The sequence below is a fragment of the Breoghania sp. L-A4 genome (assembly GCF_003432385.1).
GTDB lineage: Bacteria > Pseudomonadota > Alphaproteobacteria > Rhizobiales > Stappiaceae > Breoghania.
Genome location: NZ_CP031841.1, coordinates 4470961 through 4488019, shown reverse-complemented (window position 1 = coordinate 4488019; position 17059 = coordinate 4470961). Strand labels below are relative to the sequence as shown.

Genomic DNA, 17059 nt, shown 5'->3' with positions numbered 1-17059 from the left:
CGTGCCGGAGTCCTCATGAAATTCTGTGTCCGTCCCCTGATCCGCGCCCTGCTGGTGGGCGCGGCCGCCGCCGCCTGCACGCTTGCCGCGAGCATGAGCGCGCACGCGGCCGAGACGCCGGTGGTCTTCGCCGCCGCCAGCCTGAAGAACGCCATGGAGGACATCGGCGCGCGCTATCAAGCGAAGACGGGGACGAGCTTCGTCTTTTCCTTCGCCGCAAGCTCGGCGCTGGCGCGGCAGATCGAGGCGGGCGCTCCGGCCGACGTCTATGTCTCGGCCAATGTGGACTGGATGGATTATCTCGAGCAGCGCGGATTGATCGATGCCTCCTGCCGGGTCATTGTTGCCGGCAACACGCTGGTCGTCGTGGCTCCCAGGGACCGGGCCGAGCCGCTCGATCTGGCAAGCGCCGAGGCGGTGATGGCGCGGCTGGGCGACGGCCGGTTGTCGCTGGGCGATCCGGATCACGTGCCCGCGGGCCGTTATGCGCAATCCGCGCTGCAGGCCACCGGCCTGTGGCCGCGCGTTGCGGACCATCTTGCGCGCGGCGACAACGTGCGCGTGGCCCTGGCGCTGGTGGCGCGCGGTGAGGCGCCGCTCGGCGTGGTCTACGGCTCGGACGCGGCGATCGAGCCCGATGTCGCCGTGGTCGCCCAATTTGCGGACACCACCCATGCGCCGATCGCCTATCCCGCCGCTCCCGTGGCGGCCTCGCAACACAAGGATTTCGCGTTGGATTTCGTCGCCTTTCTCCTGTCCCCCGGCGCGCGCGAAGCCTTCGCCGACGCCGGCCTGAAGCCCGTGGACTAGCCGCATGCTGCCGGGGGGCTCACTGACCGACGCGGAGCTCGAGGCCATCGGCCTGACGCTGAAGGTCTCCGGCACGGCGCTGCTCGTCGCGCTGCCGCTGGCGGTGTTCGTTGCCTATGCGCTGGCGCGCTGGCGGTTCCCCGGCCGCGCGATCCTCAATGGCCTCGTGCATCTGCCGCTGGTCATGCCGCCGGTGGTCACCGGTTACGTGCTGCTGATCCTCTTTGGCCGCCAGGGCGCCATCGGCGCCTTTCTCTACGAGGTCTTCGGCGTCTCCTTCGCCTTCCGCTGGACGGGCGCGGCGCTGGCCGCCGGCGTCATGGCGTTTCCGCTGATGGTGCGCCCCATAAGGCTGGCGATCGAGGCGGTGGATCCCAAGCTCGAGGAGGCCGCCTCGACGCTGGGTGCCGCGCGCATCGTCAGCTTTGCCGTCGTCACCCTGCCGCTGGCCATGCCTGGCATTCTGGCGGCCGCCATTCTCGGCTTCGCCAAGGCCATGGGCGAATTCGGCGCCACCATCACCTTCGTCTCCAACATCCCCGGCGAGACCCGTACCCTGTCGCTGGCGCTTTACACCTTCACCCAGACGCCGGACGGCGATCTCGCGGCGCTCAGGCTGACGCTGGTCGCCGCCGTCATCGCCTTCGCCGCGATCCTGGCGTCCGAAGCCGTCTCACGGCGCTTCGCCAACCGGCTGAGGGGTGAGTGATGCTGTCGGTGGATATCCGCAAGCGGCTGGGGACTTTCGACATCGACGCGCGGTTTCAGACCGATGCGGCCGTCAGCGCGCTGTTCGGCCAGTCCGGCTCCGGCAAGACGACGATCGTCAACATGATCGCCGGTCTGGTGACGCCGGACGAGGGCCGCATCGAGCTCGACGGCCAGGTGCTGTTCGACAGCGCGCGCCGTATCAACGTGCCGGTCGGCAAGCGGCGGCTGGGCCATGTGTTCCAGGAAAGCCGGCTGTTTCCGCATCTCACCGTGCGCCAGAATCTCACCTTCGCCCATTGGGCGGGGCGCCGGCGCGGCACACGGCCGCTCGATGAGGTGGTTGAGCTTCTGGCCATCGCACCCCTGCTCGAGAGGCGGCCGGGGCGGCTGTCGGGTGGCGAGCGCCAGCGGGTGGCCATCGGCAGGGCGCTGCTGGCCGACCCGCGCGTGCTGTTGATGGACGAGCCGCTTGCCTCGCTCGATCAGGCGCGCAAGGCGGAGATCCTGCCCTATCTCGACCGGCTCAGGCGCGAGGCAGGCATTCCCATTGTCTATGTCAGCCATGCGCTGGACGAGGTGGCGCGGCTGGCCGAAACCCTGGTGATTGTCTCGGGCGGCCGCATCATGGCCAGCGGCCCTCTGGCCGAGATCATGACCCGGCTGGATCTGGGACCCGCCACGGGGCGGCACGAAGCCGGCGGCGTGCTCGAGGGCGTGATCTCGGGCTTTGATGCGCGCTGGGGGCTGCATCATCTCGATATCGAGGGGCGGCGGCTCGAGGTGCCGGCGCTGAAGGCGGACGTTGGTGACCGGGTGCGGCTGCGCATCCGCGCCCGCGACGTGGCGATCGCGCTGGAAAAGCCCGCCGGTCTCAGCATCCGCAACATGCTGGACGTCGAGATCATCGAGATCACCGAGGAGACGGGCCCCTATGCCGAGGTGCTCTGCGCGCTCGGCGAGCAGCGGCTGCGCGCCCGGCTGACCCGCGCTTCCGTCGTCGAGCTGGGTCTCGCGCCGGGGCTGCGGGTTCAGGCGCTGGTCAAGAGCATCGCGGTCGACCGGCCGCTGGTGATCGCGGGCGGCGAGGCTGCGCCGCTTTAGGGACCGCCAGCGCGCCGCCCGTCAGATCCCTTTTTCGGTGAGTGTCATCCGCCACTCGTCAATATTGACATGCCAAAATTATTTTGTATCGTGCATATCAAATGTATTTTTATGAAAACAAACTATAGGTGCGTCATGATCTTTCGATTTTCATTTCTATTCTTGGCTGCAATGGTTTTTTGTTTTTCTGAGGCGAAAACTACATCCGCATCGGAGTTGTCGCGGTCCGTGTGTGCGAAGCGGGTGAATGATAAATCTATTCGGATTGGATATCACGCTTTCGCCTACAGCGCGGATCGCGAGCATTGCGGGTGGGCCTGGAACAAGGATTCGATCCGGCACGCGCAAGCCCGCGCCATGCGCGGCTGCAAGAAATTCAAGGGCGCAGACTGCAAGATTGTGCACAGCGGCTGCGAGCCATCCGGGCGGACGTCCTGCGGGAAGTGAGGACGTCTGATATGGTTGTGAGACACCGGGGAGTGACTTGCGGTACATAGCCGGCGGGTGACGGTTCCGCGCGGCGGATTTTGGACGCCTCGAGCGGACCCTTCAGGTTGGATCTGTCCGCGGCCGCGCCTCGCAGGGCGTCCGCCCGCAACCCGAACCTCGGTGCAATTCCCCGAGAGCTTACGGCACGGCTGGGGTATATTGCGGCCATGAGACTGTTTCATCGCCTCGCCGCGCGGCGGCTGATATCGCTGGTTCTGGCCGGTTGCCTGATCGTGACCCTGCTGGTCGCCTGGGCCACCGCGCATGTCGCCGAGCGGTTGTTTCTCAACGAGATCGGCACGCGGGCGCAGGCGACGCTGGAGCTGCAATCCGCCGCGCTCGACAGTCTGCTCGACAAATACCGCATTCTTCCGCCGATCCTGGCGCGGCGCCCCGATCTGGTGGCGCTGGTGCGCGCGGGGGACCGCGAAGCGGGCCAGCAGATCGCGGTGAGCGCGGCGGGCATGACGGGCGCGGAAGAGGTTCGCATTCTCGATGCCGCCGGCCGGCTCATCGCGTCCTCGGATTTCGAGGCCACCGGCAACGCGTTTGACGAGGAGATCGTCCAGGCCGTCAATCAGGCGCGGCAGGGGCGGCTGGGGCGCCAGTTGCTTGTCACCAGTCCCGGCCAGCCGGCAAGCTATGTGTTCGCCGCGCCGGTGCGCTTTGAGCGGCGGATCGTCGGCGTCGTCGCCGCCCGTGTCGCGCTGGAGCGGGTGGAGCAGGCCTGGGCGCTGGCCCGCGATCCGGTGATGGCGCTGGATCGCACCGGACGCATTGTCGCCAGCAACCGCGCCGCGTGGCGGGGGCTGCGGCTGGCGGGCGGCAGCACGCGCGCCGGCGACGACAATCTGTGGGCAGAGCCGGTGATCCGCGGTGCGCGCAAGCTGCACAGTCTGCCGGTGGCCGACGGACGCCGGCTTTATCTGCGCGCGGAAAAGCCCCTTGCCGTGCTCGGCTGGTCGGTCGCGGTCTTCGCCGACGCGACGGCGGCGAGCCGCGAGGCGGCGACCGCAACAGCCGTCGCGATCCTGCTCTGCGTGATCGCCTCGGGCGTCGTCTGGGCGCTTCTGGAGCGGCGGCGGCAATTCGTGCGCCACATGCGCAGCCAGCGCGCCTCCGCGCTGAGGCTGGAGCGCCGCGTGCGTGACCGCACCCGGGATCTGACAAAGGCCAACGCGCGGCTGGCGCGCGAGGTCGCCGAGCGGCAGGCAACGGAGGCCGCGTTGCGGCGCGCCCAGGACGACCTTGTGCAGACGGCGAAGCTGGCGACGCTCGGCCAGATGTCGGCGGCGCTCAGCCACGAGTTCAACCAGCCGCTGGCGATCATCCGCTCGCATGCCGACAACGCGGAAATCCTGCTGCAGCGCGGCCGCGCGGACGCCGCGGGCGAAAGCTTGCGCAAGATCGCCGGCATGGTGGATCGGATGGCCAGGATCTCGGGCACCCTGAAGGGGTTCGCGCGCAAGCCGGGCAAGGACGTGCAGCCGGTCCCGGTCGGTCCGGTGATCGACGAGGCCCTGATGCTGCTGTCGCCGCGCATCAAACGCAGCGATGCCGAGGTGCGCTTCAATCGGCCGGGGGCGGATCTCGCGGCCATCGGCGACCATATCCGGCTTGAGCAGGTGGTGATGAATCTCGTGGGCAATGCGCTCGACGCGGTGGAGGGCATCGCCTATCCGCGGGTCGACATCCAGGCGCAGGCGGACGACGGCGAGGTGATCATCCGGGTCGCCGACAATGGCACCGGCGTCGACGCGGCGACCCGCGATCAGATCTTTGATCCGTTCTTTACCACCAAGGATGTCGGCAAGGGGCTTGGCCTGGGGCTCTCGATCGCCGACAAGATCATCCGCGACTTTGGCGGCCAGATCGTGCTCGAGGACGGCGAGAGCGGCGAGACGGTGTTCTGCATCCGTCTGCCGCGCGCCCGAGCCCGCGCGGCCGCGGCCGAATAGCGCGCGCGATCGCGCCGAACCGAATGATGAAGTGGGAATTGCATGGATCAGGCGACGGTTCTGTTTGTCGACGACGAGGACGAATTGCGTGAGGCGCTGGCCCAGGGGCTGGAGCTCGCCGGCCACGATGTGCTGGCCTTCGCTTCCGCCGAGGAGGTGACCGGCAAGCTGGCGCGCAATTTCTACGGCGTGCTGGTCACCGACATCCGCATGCCGGGCACCGACGGCTTCGCGCTGATGAAGACGGCGCTGGATATCGATCCCGCGCTTCCCGTCATATTGATCACCGGCCACGGCGATGTGCCGCTGGCGGTCGAGGCGATGCGCGGCGGCGCCTACGATTTCATGGAAAAGCCCTTCGCGGTGGCGCGGCTGACGGCGGCCATCGAGCGGGCGCTGCATCAGCGCCGCCTGGTGCTGGAAAACCGGGTTCTGAGGGAGCAATTGGGCGACAGCGCCAGCCTGGCCGCGCGTCTCGTCGGCCGCTCAGGCGTCATCGAACGGCTGCGCGCCACCGTGCATGCGCTCGCCGATACCGACGCCGATGTGCTGATTCTGGGGGAAACCGGTTCGGGCAAGGAGGTCGTCGCGCGCGCCCTGCACGACGAGGGGGGACGCAAGTCGGGCCCCTTCGTGGCGCTCAACTGCGGCGCGCTGCCCGCCGACATCATCGAGTCCGAGCTGTTCGGCCACGAGCAGGGCGCGTTTACCGGCGCCACCCGCCAGCGCATCGGCAAGCTGGAGCACGCCAACGGCGGCACGGTGTTTCTCGACGAAATCGAATCCATGCCGCTCGAATTGCAGGTCAAGCTGCTGCGCGTGATCGAGACGCGCTCCATCGTCCGGCTCGGCTCCAACAAGGAGATCGCGCTCGATGTGCGGTTCATCGCCGCCACCAAGGACGATCTGGAAAAGGCCAGCGAGGAACACCGCTTTCGCCAGGATCTCTATTACCGCCTCAATGTGGTGACGGTCGCCATTCCGCCCCTGCGCGACCGGCGCGAGGACATCCCGCTGCTGTTTCACCATCTGGCGCGTGAGGCGCGGGCGCGCTATCGCCGCGAGATCCCGGATCTGGAGCCGGAGATGCTGGCCGGGCTGATGAACCGCGACTGGCCGGGCAACGTGCGCGAGCTGCGCAACGTGGTCGACCGCTTCGTGCTCGGGCTTGGAACCGGGGGGGAGGCGGGCGGCCTCGCGGCGCCGGCGGGCGACGGCGAGGCGCTGCTTTCCACCCGTGTCGGTGACTTTGAGAAGGCGCTGATCGCGGCCGAGCTGAAACGCCAGGGCGGCAGCATCAAGGCCACCTACGAAACGCTCGGCCTGTCGCGCAAGGCGCTCTATGAGAAGATGAAGAAGTACGGTCTGGCCAGGGATGTCGCCGAGGCCGATTTCTGAGGCGGCGGCGCTGTCCGCACGGCTCCGACGCCCTCAATGGGTCGATTCCGACACATGGGCGCGGTTTCATGTTGCGATTCACGCCCATCATAAGGGGTCTTCCGGACGTGCCGCTGGGGAAGTCATGCGCGTCTCTGGCCTATTTGCGCCATATTTACTAAGATCGCGCATCTGGCACGCGGGTTGCAGTCCTGTTGATGCCGTACAAATCTCGCCGGCGACTGTCGGCGTATGCCAATGTCTGGGAGGACATCTCATGAAGAAATTTGCTCTGGTGGCCGCAACGGCCGCCACCTTCGCCTTTGCAGCTCCGGCTCTCGCCAGCGAAGGCTGCGACGATGGCGAAATGGTCATCAAGTTCAGCCACGTCGTCGCCGCCACGGGTCACCCGAAGGGCGATGCCGCAACGCTGCTGTCCGAGCGCGTCAACAAGGAGATGGACGGAACCGCCTGCATGCAGGTGTTCCCCAACTCGCAGCTGTTTGACGACGACAAGGTGATGGAAGCCCTGCTGCTGGGCGACGTCCAGCTCGCGGCCCCCTCGCTGTCGAAGTTCGAGGCCTACACCAAGAAGTTCCGCCTGTTCGATCTGCCGTTCCTGTTCTCCAACCTCGACGCGGTTGGCGCCTTCGGCAACTCTGAAAAGGGCAAGGAACTGCTGACCTCGATCTCCGATGTCGGCTACGTCGGCCTGGGCTACTGGCTCTCCGGTCTCAAGCAGTTCTCGGCAAACAAGCCGCTGCTGGTGCCGTCTGACGCCAATGGCCTGAAGTTCCGCGTGCAGACCTCCGACGTGGCCGTGGCCATGATCGAGGCGATGGGCGCCAACGCCCAGAAGCTCGCCTTCAAGGAAGTCTACGGCGCCCTGCAGACCGGCGTTGTCGACGGCCAGGAGAACTCCTGGTCCAACATCTACACGCAGAAGTTCTTCGAGGTTCAGGACGGCATCACCGAGACCAACCACCAGGTGCTCGCCTACCTGCTCGTCACCTCGGATGAGTGGCTGAACGGCCTGGAGCCGGCCGTGCGCGACCAGTTCCTGAAGATCGCCTCTGAGGTCACCGATACGGCGAACGCCAATGTCGCGGCTCAGGAAGCGGCCAACCGCCAGAACATTCTGGATGCCGGTTCGGTGATCCGCGAACTGACGCCCGAGCAGCGCGCCAAGTGGGTGTCCGCCATGAAGCCGGTCTGGGAGAAGTTCCAGGACGACATCGGCACCGACGTGATCGATGCCGCCATGGCCGCCAACGGCAGCTAAGCGTCTGCACCAGCCTGACAATGAACGGGGAGGGGCCGGGTCCGGCCTCTCCCGCACCCCTGTCCGCAGATGTCCTCGCATGAGGCGTCTGCGAGGACGGGGCGGCGGATCCATCGGATCCGGGCAGTTCGGGGGAAGCCGTGTTCGCGCGAAATTTCACTCTCATTGCGATTGCCGCGCTGGCGATTGTGGCCGTCTATGCGGCCGCCGTCACGCCGATCGTCTCCTTGGTCGCTATCGTGGCGATCCTGTTCCTTGCCGAGCGGCGCTGGCCGGACGGCGTGCGCAATTTCGAGGAAAATGTCCTCGCCATCCTGATGGCTGCGATGACGATCGTTTCCTTCACGCAGGTGGTCGCGCGCTACGGCTTCAACTCCGGCTGGGGCGGGGCGCTCGAGTTCACCCGCATCCTGTTCGCCTGGATGATCCTGTTCGGCATGAGTTACGGGGTGAAGATCGGCTCGCATCTGGGCGTGGACGCCGCCATCCGGCTGTTTCCCAAGCCTCTCTTTCACGCGATCGCCATCTTCGGCGCGCTCTGCGGCGTCGCCTACGCGGTGATCCTGATCTACAGCGACTGGCTGCAATATCTGGGCATCGGCACGCGCGGCGGCGCGGTCGACTACTGGTCCAAGATGTTCAAGATCGGCATCGGTCTCGACGACCTGCGCTATCCCGACCTGATCCAGGAGCTGTTCGGCACTCAGGAACGGGTGCAGCGCTGGATCGCCTATCTCATCCTTCCGGTGGGCCTCGCCCTGTTCGCCTATCGCTGCCTGCAGGCGGCCTGGGCGATCCATACCGGCGAACGCGAGATGATGATTGCCGCCCATGAGGCGGAAGATCTCGTTGCCGAAAACAAAGACGTGTTGAAGGACTGAGGAAAACACCATGGAAGCCGCAGTCCTCTTCGTCATGGTGCTCACGCTGCTGTTTCTCGGCGTGCCCATTGCCATCTCGCTCGGCCTGTCGAGCGTGCTCGCCATCGCCTTCTTCTCCAATGACTCGCTGTCGTCGGTGGCGCTGCAACTGTTCACCGCCTCGCAGAACTACACCCTGCTGGCGATCCCCTTCTTCATTCTCGCCTCCGCCTTCATGTCGACGGGCGGCGTTGCGAAGCGCATCATCCGCTTCGCGGTTTCCTCTGTCGGCCATGTGCGCGGCGGGCTGGCGATCGCGGCGGTGTTCTCCTGCATGCTGTTTGCCGCCCTGTCCGGCTCCTCGCCGGCGACCGTGGTCGCCATCGGCACCATCGCCATCGCCGGCATGCGCGAGGTCGGCTACACCAAGGAATTCGCCGCCGGCGTCATCGCCAACGCGGGGACCCTGGGCATTCTCATTCCGCCGTCCATCGTCATGGTGGTCTATGCGGCCGCCACCGACGTGTCCGTCGGCCGGATGTTCCTGGCGGGCGTCGTCCCCGGCATCGTCGCCGGGCTGATGCTGATGAGCGCGATTTACGTCTATGCGCGCATCAAGAATATGCCCAAGCAGCCCTTCGTCGGTTTCCGCGAGATCGCGTCATCGGCGCGCGAGGCGGGCTGGGGCCTGTTCCTGATTATCATTATCCTGGGCGGCATCTATGGCGGCATCTTCACGCCCACGGAAGCCGCCGCCGTCGCCGCCGTCTACGCGTTTGCCATTTCCATCTTCGTGTATCGCGACATGGGGCCGCTGAAAGACGTGCCGATGCGCTACGAGGACGAGCCGCTGGGCACCGCCGTGCTGCGCAACCTCTGGCTGACGGTGGTCAAGTTCCTGCCCGGCTGCCTGCATCCCGACACGCGCAAGGTGCTGGTGGATGCGTCCAAGACGACGATCATGCTGATGTTCATCATCGTCAACGCGCTGCTTTTCGCGCACGTGCTGACGTCCGAGCGCATCCCGCAGGCGATCACCGACTGGATGCTGGGCGCCGGCTTCACCTGGTTCACCTTCCTGATCGCGGTGAACCTGCTGCTGCTGCTCGGTGGTCAGTTCATGGAGCCTTCGGGCCTGCTGCTGATCGTGGCGCCGGTGGTGTTTCCCATCGGCATGCAACTGGGCGTCGATCCGATCCATCTGGGCATCATCATGGTGGTCAACATGGAGATCGGCATGATCACCCCGCCGATCGGGCTCAACCTGTTCGTGACCTCCGGCATCACCGGCATGTCGCTGCTCCAGGTGGTGCGGGCGGCGGCGCCCTTCGTGGCGATCCTGTTCCTGTTCCTGATCCTGGTGACCTATGTGCCCTGGCTGTCCACCACGCTGCCCTATGCGCTGATGGGGCCGGAGATCGTCACCCGGTAAGGCCGGCAACACGCAGGGACTGGCGCAATGCGACGGATGCCGGGGCGACCCGGCATCCGTTTTTTTACGCCCGCAATCCGGCACGCGCGCGCCGTTTTGGTGAACGAAACGTTAATCTCTTATTGTTAGTGTTGTCTTGATATCGTCACATGCATACGCCATATAGGTTCAGACCCGGCGTTTGCCGATGTATCGCGGCCCGCAGATTGCTTGGCCGCGCGTTCTTCTTATGAATGCATATATTCGGCGTTGACCGCTTCTTTTAAGTCGTGGGTCCGCCTTGTTATTTCATGAAAAAAAGGAAAAAAATCATGGAAAATGGAAATGTGAAGTGGTTCGATAAATCCAAGGGTTTTGGATTTATTCAGCCTGATAATGGCGGCCAGGACGTCTTCGTCCATATCAGCGCGGTCGAGAAAGCCGGCCTGCCCTCGCTCAGCGAAGGCCAGGTGGTGTTTTACGAACGCGAGAACTGTGATGGCCGTCTCACGGCGCAGGATCTGGCGCTGGTCTAATCCGCGCCCCTGCAGCTTCGTGATGCCGAGCGCCGCTTCCGACACCCGTCGGCGGCGGCGTTTTTGCGTCTGCCGCCGGCTTATCGCCGCGCAAGCCTTGTTTTCGCCGCCTCCAGACCCCAAATCGGGCGTCCGCCAATGTCTGCGGACGATTTTCTCCATCTTTTTCCTTCGCTGGCTACGCTATGCTGCGCCACCCATGACATTTCAGAGGCTCCCTTGGCAGCGCCCTTGTTGCACGATATCGAAACCTGGCTGATCCGCGATGCGCGGCTGCTGGATTCTCCGCAAGCGATCGTCTCCGATCTTTGCGAACGGCTGATCAAAGCCGGCATCCCGCTCATCCGCCTGCGCATCGGCCAGAGGGTGTCCAGTCCCCTGCATGTGGCCTGGGGCATCGTCTGGCATCTCGGCAAGGTCGAGTCCTTTTCGATCGAGCGCAGCGTTCTCAAGACCGACTCCTTCATAGGCAGCCCGTTTCATGTCGTGACCGTCAGCCACGGCCCCTATCGCCGCACGCTGGACACGCTGACAAACGACGATCACGAGACGCTGTTCGAGATGCGGGCTCTCGGCGGGGCCGACTATCTCGCCGTGCCGCTGGAATACGGCGACGGCACCATCCAGGTCGCCGCCTTCGTCATGGACGCCCTGCTGGACGGCGCGCAGCTTGACGCGATGACCAGCCTGCGCCACGCCATCGCCGCGGCGCTCGAGCCGACGGCGATGCGCTACAACACCCGCTCGATCCTCAGCACCTATCTCGGACGCGAGCCGGCGGAACGCATTCTGTCTGGCGCCATCCAGCGCGGCGACACCGTGCATATCGACGCGGTTGTGCTGTTCACGGATTTGCGCGGCTTCACGGAACTGGCCGATACGCTGCCCGAAGCCACCTTGCTGGACATGCTGGACACCTATTTCGAGGCGGTCGTCAGCGCCGTGCATGCTCACGGCGGCGAGGTGCTCAAATTCCTCGGCGACGGGGTCCTGGCGATCTTTCCGATCACCGAGGACGTCACGGCGCGGGCGGCCTGCGAGGCGGCCGTGGCGGCCATCCGGCTGGCCGACGAGACCCTGCGTTCGGAATGCGCGCGTGCCGCCGCCGGCGTGCTGGCGGGCGCCCTGCCGAACTGTTTCGCCGCCGCGCTGCACATCGGCCCGGTGGTCTACGGCAATGTCGGCAGCCGCGAGCGCCTCGATTTCACCGTCGTCGGCACCACCGTCAATCTGGTCTCGAGGCTGGAGCTCCTGGCCAAGGGCATGCCGCAGTGGATCGTCTGCTCGTCCGCATTCAACGAGGCCTGGGGCGGCAAGACACGGTCGCTGGGCGAGGTCTCCCTGAAGGGTCTCAGCGGCCTGCATATCGCCCATGTCATCGACCGGGGCCATACGCAGGCGGAACTGGAGGCGCCTCAGATCCGGATGCGCTCGTCCTCGATGTAGGCGCGGACGATCGCGAGGAAACTCTCGTCGGCCACAAACCCCAGTTCGGTGGCCCTTGCTGCGTCGAAGGCGCGCGGCCAGCCTGCGACGATGCGCGCGATCGCCTCGTCGGGCTGGAAGCGGATCAGATCCACGTGCTCCTGGCCTGCGATCTCGCGCAGCGCGTCGATCTCCTCACCGACGGTCACCGCAAGTCCCGGCATGGTCAGGGTGCGGCGTGCGCCCAGCGCCGCGCCGTCGAGCCCGGCCGCGTGCTCGAGAAAGCCCACCGCCGCGCGCGGGCTGGCCATCCAGTGCTTGACCGACATCTGCACCGGCAGGATGGCGACGTTGCCGTCCAGCGGTTCGCGGATGATGCCGGAGAAAAAGCCCGATGCCGCCTTGTTGGGCTTGCCCGGCCGCACCACGATCGTCGGCAGGCGGATGCCGATCCCGTCGCAAAACCCCTTGCGCGTGTAGTCCGCCAGCAGCAGTTCGCCGATCGCCTTCTGCGCGCCATACGATGTCAGCGGCGTGGTGTGGAAGGTGTCGGGAATGGCGTCGGGGAAGGGCGCCCCGAAAACGGCGATGGACGACGCATAGACGATGCGCGGACAGTAGTCCGCCTGCCGCACCGCTTCCAGCAGCGCCAGAGTGCCGTGCATGTTGATGCGGTAGCCTTTGTCGAACTCGACCTCGGCCTCGCCGGAGACGATGGCTGCGAGATGGAAAATGTGGCCAGGGCGGTGGGCCACCAGCTCCGTCGCCACGCCCGGGTCCGACAGGTCGGCGGCCACACAGCTCACCGGAATCGCGATTCCCTCGGGCGCGGCCGGCGCCACCACGTCGGCCAGGGTCATCCGGGTGATGTCCTGGCCGGCGATGCGGCCCGTGGCTGTCAGCTTCTCCACCAGCTTGCGGCCGAGCATGCCGGCCGCGCCGATCACCAGTACGTGGGTCATCTTTTCTCTCCTGCCCGCGCGGCTTTTCGCGCTCTGGCCGCAGTGTCTCTTCTTGAAATTTTTAGCTTTCAGGTCGATCCGCCACGGCGGCTGCGGCTGCGGGATTCGTTCCACGGCCGCAGGAGTTCCGTGATGGCCTCGAAGGCGGCGGCGTCATGCGCGAAATCGAAGGTGCCGTGATCGCGGATCTGCTGCGCGGCACGCAGGAAGGCGCCCATGGCGGCGCGCGAAAGCACCGAACCCAGGCTGATGCGCTTGACGCCGAGACTCTCCAGCTTGTCCACCGTCAGCGGCTTCTCGCCGATGCCCGCCAGCGCATTGACCGGAACGGAAACCGCGTGGGTGACGGTGTGGATGTCCATGGATTTCAGCAGGCCGGGCACATAGACCACGTCGGCGCCGGCCTTCTCGAAGGCGCGGATGCGGCGCAGTGCGTTTTCCAGCGCGTTCTGCTGGCCGATGAGTACGGATTCCGCGCGCGCCGTCAGCACGAAGGGGCTTTGCGCCTTGTCGATGACCGCGCGCGCCGCCTCGATGCGTTCGGTCGCGAGCGTGATGTCGTACAGAGGCTCGGCCGGGTCACCGCTGGCGTCCTCGATCGAGGCGCCGGCAAGACCGATGTCCATCGCCTGTTGAATCGTCTCGGCAACCTCTTCCGGCGTATCGCCGAAGCCTGATTCCAGATCGGCGGACACCGGGAGTTCGGTGGCGTCGACGATGGATTTGGCGTGCGCCATCGCCTCGTTGCGGCTGACCCGCCATTCGGAATCCGGCCGGCCGAGCGAGAAGGCCAGCCCGGCGCTGGTGGTCGCCAGCGCCTCGAAGTCGTGCGCCGCCAGGATACGGGCCGTTCCCGCGTCCCACGGGTTTGGCATCACGAAAACGCCGTCGCGCTCGTGCAGCTTGCGAAAGCGTTTGGCCTTGTCGTCGGCGCTGGACATGTCGGTTCTCCTGGCATCTTCCCGTCGCCAGCGCAGTGTGCGCGTATTCGGCGCGCCCGGGAAGGGTGCAATTCCATCAATGCCGTCGATCGTTATCAGGCCTCGGATGGTCCGGCGCTTGACGGATGTCGTTTCATGTAATAATTGAAGTTACATGAAAAGAGACAGCCGCCTCTCAGGTATCCTCCATGTCCTATTGCACATGGCCGAACACAGCGGTCCGGTGACGTCCGAAACCCTCGCGCGCGCCATGTGCACAAATCCGGTTGTGATCCGCCGGATCATGGGCGGATTGAAAAAGCACGGCTACGTGCGCTCGGAAAAGGGGCATGGCGGCGGCTGGAGCCTGGAGCCCCATTGGGAGTCCGTGACGCTGCGCGACATCTACGCCGCCATCGGCTCTCCCGCGCTGCTTGCCATCGGCAACCGCACCGAGATGCCCGGATGCCTTGTGGAGCAGGCCGTGAACGCGGCGCTCGGGGAGGCGTTCGCGGAGATGGAGACGCTGCTGCTTGCGCGCCTCGGGGATGTGACGCTTGCGGCTCTCAGCGCCGATTTTCATGCCCGATTCGCGGCCCGTGGCGGCCCGGCAACTCTGGAAGATGGAACCCATGACGAACACGACACCCGCCGCCCCTGACGCCCCGTCTGCGCCGGCCGCCGTTGACTTTACCGCCCATTTTTCCGATCCGGAGGCGGTCGCCCGCTATTCGGAAGGCCCGCCGCGCTTCGTGCCGGGGTTCGACGCGTTGCATCGCATGACCGGCCTCCTTCTGGCCGAAAAGGCGCCGCGGGACGCGCGCGTTCTGATTCTCGGAGCGGGTGGCGGGCTGGAACTCAAGGCGCTGGCCGCCATGTATCCCTGCTGGCGGTTTGTCGGTGTGGATCCGGCGGCCGCAATGCTGGGGCTTGCGCGCCGCACGCTCGGCGCCCAGGCGCAACGCGCCATGCTGGTGGAGGGCTATATCGATGATGCGCCCGAAGGGCCATTCGACGCGGCGGTCTGCCTGCTGACCTTGCATTTTCTCGATCGTGACGAGCGGCGGCGCACGTTGCGTGAGATCCATCGCCGCTTGGCGCCGGGCGCGCCTTTTGTGGCCGCCCATTCAAGTTTTCCGCAGGATGAGGCGGCGCGCGAGCGCTGGCTGTCGCGCTACATGGCGTTCGCCGTTGCCTCGGGCGCCGATCCGGTCAAGGTCGCATCCGCGAAGGAGGCGGTTGCGGCGAGTCTTTGCCTCTACGAACCGGAGGAGGATGCGGAATTCATGCGCGAGGCCGGATTCTCCGGCGTTGAGCTCTTCTACGCCGCCTTCACGTGGCGAGGATGGGTCGCGACTGCGTGACGCGACCCGGCCGTTTCTAGTGGTTGTCGCGCGGGATGCCCGGGATGCCGTGTTCGCCCACCGCCGGAGCCGAGTTGCCGACATCACGGTATTTGACCGCGGGTTTGAGCACCATGCCCTCGTCGAACTGCGCCACCATGGAGCGCTGAATCTCCTGCCACGGGGTCTGGTGCGGCGGATAGGCGTAGCCGCCGGCTGCCTCGAGTTCCTTGCGCCGTTCGTCCAGTTCCTCGTCCGATATCAGGATGTTGGCGGTGCCCTTGCGCAGGTCGATGCGCACCCGGTCGCCGTTCACCAGTAGCGCCAGCCCGCCGTTGGCGGCGGCCTCAGGCGAGGCGTTGAGGATCGAGGGCGATCCGGAGGTGCCCGACTGGCGGCCGTCGCCGATGCAGGCGAGCGAATGGATGCCGCGTTTGATCAAGGCCGCGGGCGGCTGCATGTTGACCACCTCCGCCCCGCCCGGATAGCCGATCGGGCCGGTGCCGCGGATGAACAGCAAGGAATGCTCGTCGACGCCGAGATCCGGATCCTCGATGCGCTCGTGATAATCCTCCGGCCCCTCGAAGACCACCGCGTTGCCCTCAAAGGCCTCCGGGTCGTCGGGATTGGAGAGATAGCGCTTGCGGAATTCCGGCGAGATCACCGAGGTCTTCATGATCGCGCTGTCGAACAGATTGCCGGAGAGATTGATGAAGCCGGCATCCTGCATCAGCGGGTTGTCGATGGGGCGGATCACCTTCTCGTCGAGGTTCTCCGTGTCGCGGCAGTTGTCGCCGATCGGCTTGCCGTTGACGGTGAGCGCGTCCGGATGCGGCAGCATGTTCTTCTTCATCAGCTCGGCGACCACGGCGGGCACGCCGCCCGCGTGGTGATAATCCTCGCCCAGATACTCGCCCGCCGGCTGCAGGTTGACCAGCAGCGGCACCTTGTGGCCGAGGGTCTGCCAGTCGTCGTTGTTGAGCTCGACGCCCAGATGCCGCGCGATGGCGTTGAGGTGGATCGGCGCGTTGGTCGAGCCGCCGATGGCGGAGTTGACCACGATGGCGTTCTCAAAGGCCTTCCGCGTCATGATTTTGGACGGCCGCAGGTCCTCGTGCACCATGTCGACGATGCGCTTGCCGGTGCGATAGGCCATCTGGCCGCGCTCGCGGTAGGGCGCGGGGATCGCGGCGGAGCCGGGCAGTTGCATGCCCAGGGCCTCGGCCAGAGAGTTCATCGTCGTGGCCGTGCCCATGGTGTTGCAGAAGCCCACCGAGGGCGCCGAAGAGGCGACCAGATCGGTGTAGCCGACGATGTCGATCTCGCCGGCGGCGAGCAGCTCGCGCGCCTTCCACACGATGGTGCCCGAACCGGTGCGCTCGCCGCGATGCCAGCCGTTGAGCATCGGGCCCACGGACAGCGCGATCGCGGGAATGTTCACGGTTGCCGCGGCCATCAGGCAGGCGGGGTGGTCTTGTCGCAGCCGATGGTCAGCACCACGCCGTCGATCGGATAGCCGTAGAGCAGCTCGACGAGCCCGAGATAGGCGAGGTTGCGGTCGAGCGTCGCGGTCGGCCGCTTGCCGGTTTCCTGGATCGGATGCACGGGAAACTCGAAGCAGATGCCGCCGGATGAGACGATACCGTCGCGTACCCGCTTGGCCAGTTCGATGTGATGCCGGTTGCACGGGCTGAGGTCGGAGCCGGTCTGGGCGATGCCGATGATCGGTTTGCCGGACTGCAGCTCCTCGCGGGTGATGCCGAAGTTCAGATAGCGCTCCAGATAGAGCGCGGTCATGCCGGGGTTGTCCGGGTTGTCGAACCAGGCCTGCGAGCGCAGCAGTTTCTTTCCGTCGCCGTTCGTTGTCATGGTGT

General features: G+C 66.0%; 14 protein-coding genes and 1 pseudogene. 12 read left to right on the top strand and 3 right to left on the bottom strand.

Features of this window, described 5'->3' with window-relative positions; all coding sequences use genetic code 11:
* The first annotated feature begins 15 nt into the window (after window positions 1-15).
* The 10 genes from modA (at window position 16) to D1F64_RS20480 (ending at window position 11981) form a co-directional block, all read left to right on the top strand.
* Window positions 16-810, top strand: coding sequence for a molybdate ABC transporter substrate-binding protein (modA, locus tag D1F64_RS20530; RefSeq protein ID WP_117413944.1), 795 nt, complete (start codon window positions 16-18; stop codon window positions 808-810).
* Window positions 811-814: 4 nt separating this feature from the next.
* On the top strand, window positions 815-1519 hold the full coding sequence (gene modB / locus D1F64_RS20525) for a molybdate ABC transporter permease subunit (RefSeq protein WP_117413943.1): 705 nt from the start codon (window positions 815-817) through the stop codon (window positions 1517-1519).
* Complete coding sequence (gene modC / locus D1F64_RS20520; RefSeq protein WP_117413942.1) at window positions 1519-2622, top strand: molybdenum ABC transporter ATP-binding protein; 1104 nt, start codon at window positions 1519-1521, stop codon at window positions 2620-2622. The genes modB and modC overlap by 1 nt, the downstream gene beginning before the upstream one ends.
* Window positions 2623-3278: 656 nt before the next feature.
* Entirely contained in the window at window positions 3279-5069 is a 1791-nt protein-coding gene (locus D1F64_RS20510; protein ID WP_117413940.1) for an ATP-binding protein, read from the top strand.
* Window positions 5070-5111: 42 nt separating this feature from the next.
* Window positions 5112-6467 (top strand): sigma-54 dependent transcriptional regulator, encoded by a 1356-nt coding sequence (locus tag D1F64_RS20505; RefSeq protein ID WP_117413939.1) that lies wholly within the window; start codon window positions 5112-5114, stop codon window positions 6465-6467.
* A 256-nt stretch (window positions 6468-6723) separates the two neighbouring features.
* Window positions 6724-7728: a DctP family TRAP transporter solute-binding subunit gene (locus D1F64_RS20500; protein ID WP_117413938.1), complete on the top strand. Its 1005-nt coding sequence runs from the start codon at window positions 6724-6726 to the stop codon at window positions 7726-7728.
* Between the two features lie 317 nt (window positions 7729-8045).
* Window positions 8046-8609 (top strand): TRAP transporter small permease, encoded by a 564-nt coding sequence (locus D1F64_RS20495; RefSeq protein ID WP_117414749.1) that lies wholly within the window; start codon window positions 8046-8048, stop codon window positions 8607-8609.
* A 10-nt stretch (window positions 8610-8619) separates the two neighbouring features.
* On the top strand, window positions 8620-10020 hold the full coding sequence (locus D1F64_RS20490; protein ID WP_117413937.1) for a TRAP transporter large permease: 1401 nt from the start codon (window positions 8620-8622) through the stop codon (window positions 10018-10020).
* 311 nt (window positions 10021-10331) lie between these two features.
* Window positions 10332-10535 (top strand): cold-shock protein, encoded by a 204-nt coding sequence (locus D1F64_RS20485; protein ID WP_117413936.1) that lies wholly within the window; start codon window positions 10332-10334, stop codon window positions 10533-10535.
* Between the two features lie 219 nt (window positions 10536-10754).
* A complete protein-coding gene (locus D1F64_RS20480; protein WP_162901685.1) occupies window positions 10755-11981 on the top strand; it encodes an adenylate/guanylate cyclase domain-containing protein in 1227 nt (408 codons plus the stop codon).
* On the opposite strand, the gene denD is transcribed toward D1F64_RS20480, so the two are convergent.
* Complete coding sequence (gene denD / locus D1F64_RS20475) at window positions 11951-12922, bottom strand: D-erythronate dehydrogenase (protein ID WP_117413934.1); 972 nt, start codon at window positions 12920-12922, stop codon at window positions 11951-11953. The two genes, D1F64_RS20480 and denD, sit on opposite strands and share 31 nt — an antisense overlap.
* 68 nt (window positions 12923-12990) lie before the next feature.
* Window positions 12991-13863 (bottom strand): isocitrate lyase/phosphoenolpyruvate mutase family protein, encoded by an 873-nt coding sequence (locus D1F64_RS20470; RefSeq protein WP_117413933.1) that lies wholly within the window; start codon window positions 13861-13863, stop codon window positions 12991-12993.
* A gap of 154 nt (window positions 13864-14017) precedes the next feature.
* Here D1F64_RS20470 and D1F64_RS20465 point away from each other — a divergent pair, with 154 nt between their 5' ends.
* Together D1F64_RS20465 and D1F64_RS20460 are read left to right on the top strand one after the other, a co-directional pair.
* A complete protein-coding gene (locus D1F64_RS20465) occupies window positions 14018-14503 on the top strand; it encodes an Rrf2 family transcriptional regulator (protein WP_117413932.1) in 486 nt (161 codons plus the stop codon).
* Window positions 14475-15206, top strand: a complete 732-nt coding sequence (locus D1F64_RS20460; RefSeq protein WP_117413931.1) for a class I SAM-dependent methyltransferase — start codon at window positions 14475-14477, stop codon at window positions 15204-15206. Before D1F64_RS20465 ends, D1F64_RS20460 begins: the two co-directional genes overlap by 29 nt.
* 16 nt (window positions 15207-15222) lie before the next feature.
* Here the strand turns inward: D1F64_RS20460 and D1F64_RS20455 are convergent.
* Window positions 15223-17054, bottom strand: a pseudogene (locus D1F64_RS20455) (IlvD/Edd family dehydratase).
* Between the last annotated feature and the right edge of the window lie 5 nt (window positions 17055-17059).

Excerpts from the sequence above, each read along its gene's own strand:
- modA (WP_117413944.1), top strand. The coding sequence starts at position 16 with ATGAAATTCTGTGTCCGTCCCCTGATCCGCGCCCTGCTGGTGGGCGCG.
- modB (WP_117413943.1), top strand. The coding sequence starts at position 815 with ATGCTGCCGGGGGGCTCACTGACCGACGCGGAGCTCGAGGCCATCGGC.
- modC (WP_117413942.1), top strand. The coding sequence starts at position 1,519 with ATGCTGTCGGTGGATATCCGCAAGCGGCTGGGGACTTTCGACATCGAC.
- D1F64_RS20510 (WP_117413940.1), top strand. The coding sequence starts at position 3,279 with ATGAGACTGTTTCATCGCCTCGCCGCGCGGCGGCTGATATCGCTGGTT.
- D1F64_RS20505 (WP_117413939.1), top strand. The coding sequence starts at position 5,112 with ATGGATCAGGCGACGGTTCTGTTTGTCGACGACGAGGACGAATTGCGT.
- D1F64_RS20500 (WP_117413938.1), top strand. The coding sequence starts at position 6,724 with ATGAAGAAATTTGCTCTGGTGGCCGCAACGGCCGCCACCTTCGCCTTT.
- D1F64_RS20495 (WP_117414749.1), top strand. The coding sequence starts at position 8,046 with ATGGCTGCGATGACGATCGTTTCCTTCACGCAGGTGGTCGCGCGCTAC.
- D1F64_RS20490 (WP_117413937.1), top strand. The coding sequence starts at position 8,620 with ATGGAAGCCGCAGTCCTCTTCGTCATGGTGCTCACGCTGCTGTTTCTC.
- D1F64_RS20485 (WP_117413936.1), top strand. The coding sequence starts at position 10,332 with ATGGAAAATGGAAATGTGAAGTGGTTCGATAAATCCAAGGGTTTTGGA.
- denD (WP_117413934.1), bottom strand. The coding sequence starts at position 12,922 with ATGACCCACGTACTGGTGATCGGCGCGGCCGGCATGCTCGGCCGCAAG.
- D1F64_RS20470 (WP_117413933.1), bottom strand. The coding sequence starts at position 13,863 with ATGTCCAGCGCCGACGACAAGGCCAAACGCTTTCGCAAGCTGCACGAG.
- D1F64_RS20465 (WP_117413932.1), top strand. The coding sequence starts at position 14,018 with ATGAAAAGAGACAGCCGCCTCTCAGGTATCCTCCATGTCCTATTGCAC.
- D1F64_RS20460 (WP_117413931.1), top strand. The coding sequence starts at position 14,475 with ATGACGAACACGACACCCGCCGCCCCTGACGCCCCGTCTGCGCCGGCC.